Source organism: Streptomyces sp. NPDC017529, assembly GCF_044329785.1.
Classification (GTDB): domain Bacteria; phylum Actinomycetota; class Actinomycetes; order Streptomycetales; family Streptomycetaceae; genus Streptomyces.
The window spans coordinates 152321-155255 of record NZ_JBIRJY010000016.1; the positions used below are offsets into that span (position 1 = coordinate 152321).

General features: G+C 71.4%; 1 protein-coding gene. It reads left to right on the forward strand.

The genetic code is table 11. The features are described 5' to 3' along the window. Nucleotides 1–32: 32 nt before the first annotated feature. Nucleotides 33–2935: amino acid adenylation domain-containing protein (locus tag ACH4K4_RS30440; RefSeq protein WP_398171706.1), on the forward strand; the 2903-nt coding region annotated here is incomplete at its 3' end.

Consider the following 2935-nt stretch of genomic DNA (forward strand, 5'->3'; position numbering starts at 1 on the left):
CCCCGCGAAATCACTCACGAGGAGATAGAGCAATGACCCGATCCCGTATCGAGGACGTCTGGCCGCTGTCGCCGCTGCAGGAGGGGTTGCTCTTCCACGCCACCTTCGACAGCGAAGGCCCGGACGTTTACCAGGGACAGCGAGGACTTGAGCTGGTCGGACCGCTGGACACGGACCGCCTGCGAAGGTCGTGGCAGAGCCTGCTGTCCCGGCACGCCGCCCTGCGGGCGGGCTTCCGCCGGCGCAAGTCGGGCGAGGCCATGCAGGTCATCGCCCGGGAGGTGACGCTGCCCTGGCAGCAAGCCGACCTCTCCGGCATGCCGGAGGCGGAAGCCCTCGCCGAGCTGGCCCGGCTGTCCGAACGGGACCGCACGGAACGTTTCGACCTGGCGACCGCGCCCCTGCTGCGCGTACTGCTCGTCCGGCTCGGTGCGGAGCGGCACCGTATGGTGCTCACCCATCACCACATCCTCCTGGACGGCTGGTCCCTGCCCATCCTCGTCAACGAGATGTTCGCGGCGTACAGGGCGGGCGGAACCACCGCCGGGCTGCCGCCGACCACCTCCTACCGCGACTACCTGGCGTGGGCGAACCGCCAGGACAAGGAGGCGGCGCGGGACGCGTGGCGGGCGGAGCTGGCCGGGGTCGACGAGCCGACGCTCGTGGCGCCGGCGGATCCCGCCACGCCGACCGTGGTGTGCGAATCCGAGACCACCGACATGCCCGCGAAGCTGTCGCAGGACCTGGTGCGGCTGGCCCGTGGCCAGAACCTGACCGTGAACACGCTGGTACAGGGCGCGTGGGCGCTGGTGCTGGCCCGGCTGACCGGGCACGACGACGTGGTGTTCGGCGCCACCTCCGCCGGGCGGCCCACGGAGCTGCCGGGCGTGGAGTCGATGGTCGGCCTCACCATGAACACACTTCCGGTACGGATTCCCCTCAGGGGCGGGCAGCCGGTGCTGGACATGCTGGCGCAGTTGCAGGAACGCCAGTCGGCGCTGATGGCACACCACCACCTCGGGCTGTCGGAGGTCCAGAGAGTGGCCGGCCCCGGAGCGGCCTTCGACTCGCTCGTGGTGTACGAGAACTATCCGCGGCCCCCGGCCGGGCAGCCCGCCCCGGACAGCTTCGCCATCTCGTTCACCGGCGGCCAGGAGTCCGCGCACTACCCGCTCACACTGATCGTGGCCCCCGGCGACCGGATGCCCTGGAAGATCGACTACCGGCCTGACCTGTTCGACCGAGGCACGGTCCAGTCGATCCTCCGCCGCCTGCTGCGGGTGCTGGAACAGGTCGCGGCGGACCCGTCCGTACGGGTCGGCGAGATCGACGTGCTGGACGAGGCCGAGCGTGCACTCGTGGTGCGGGAGTGGAACGACACCGCGCGGCCGCTCGCGGGGGGCACGCTGCCGGAACTGTTCCGGGCACGCGTGGAACGAGCGCCGGACGTGGCCGCGGTGCGGTGTGGCTCGGAGGTGTTGTCGTACGGGGAGTTGGAGGCGCGGGCGAACCGGTTGGCGCGCTACCTGACCGGCCTGGGTGTCGGCCGTGAGTCGCGGGTGGGCCTGTGCCTGCGGCGCGGAGTGGAGATGGTGGTCGGGCTGCTGGCGGTGTGGAAGGCCGGCGGTGTGTACGTGCCGCTGGACCCGGAGTATCCCGCCGACCGGCTCGCGTACATGATCGCCGACAGCGATGCGACTGTCGTCCTGGGCACCACCGAGACACTGGCCGGCACGTCGGTGGGTTCGGCGGCTGCCGTACCGCTGGACGAGGCGGCCGAAGCCATCGCCGCCGAAGCGCCCGACCCGCTCGAAGTGACGCTGCACGCGCAACAGGCGGCCTACGTCATCTACACGTCCGGTTCCACCGGCCGGCCCAAGGGCGTGGCGGTGCCCCACGGTGGTGTGGCCAACCTGGCGGCGGCGATGCGTCCGGTGCTGGGAGCCGACCCGGGTGTGACCGTGCTCCAGTTCGCTTCGCTCAGTTTCGACGCCGCCGTCCTGGACGTGGCCGTCACACTGGCCGCCGGTGGCACCCTTGCGATCGCTTCCAGTGAAGAACGTATGGACCCCACGGCTCTCGCGGAGATGATCCGTACCGCGGGCGTGAGCGTGGCGAGTGTGGTCCCGTCGCTGCTGGACCTGCTCGACCCGGCCGCTGTTCCCGGTGTGTCGAACTGGGTGGTCGGTGCGGAGCGCGTGAGTGCGGAACTGGCGGCGCGGTGGCGGGCCGGGGCGCGGGTGTGGAACGCCTACGGCCCGACCGAGGCCACCGTGATCACGACGACGACGCTGCTGGCGGAAGGCATCACCCCGCAGGACGCACCGCCCCCGATAGGCCCGGCGCTCGACAACGCCCAGGTGTACGTCCTGGACAGCTTCCTGCGACCGCTGCCTCCCGGCATCACCGGCGAGCTGTACGTGGCCGGGCTCGGGCTGGCGCGCGGCTACGTGGGCCGCCCGGACCTGACGGCGGAACGCTTCGTCGCCAACCCCTTCGCCGAGGGCGCGCGGATGTACCGCTCCGGTGACCTGGCGAAGTGGACCGCCGACGGGCAGCTGCACTTCGTTGGCAGGGCGGACGAGCAGCTCAAGATCCGTGGGTTCCGCGTCGAGCCTGGCGAGATCGCGTCCGAACTCCTCACGCGCTCCGACGTGGCCCAGGCCGCGGTGGTGGTGCGCGAGGACCGGCCGGGCGACAGGCGTCTCGTCGCCTACGTCGTCCCTGAGGGCGACGCGGTTCTCGACGGCCCGGCGCTGCGCGACTTCGCCGGCACCCGCCTCCCGGAGCACATGGTCCCCGCCGCGGTGGTGGTGCTGGAGGCACTGCCCCTCACGGTGAACGGGAAGTTGGACAGGGCTGCTTTGCCGGTGCCTGGGTTTGTGGTGGTGGGTGGTCGTGGTGCGGCGACGGCGACGGAGGAGGTGTTGTGTGG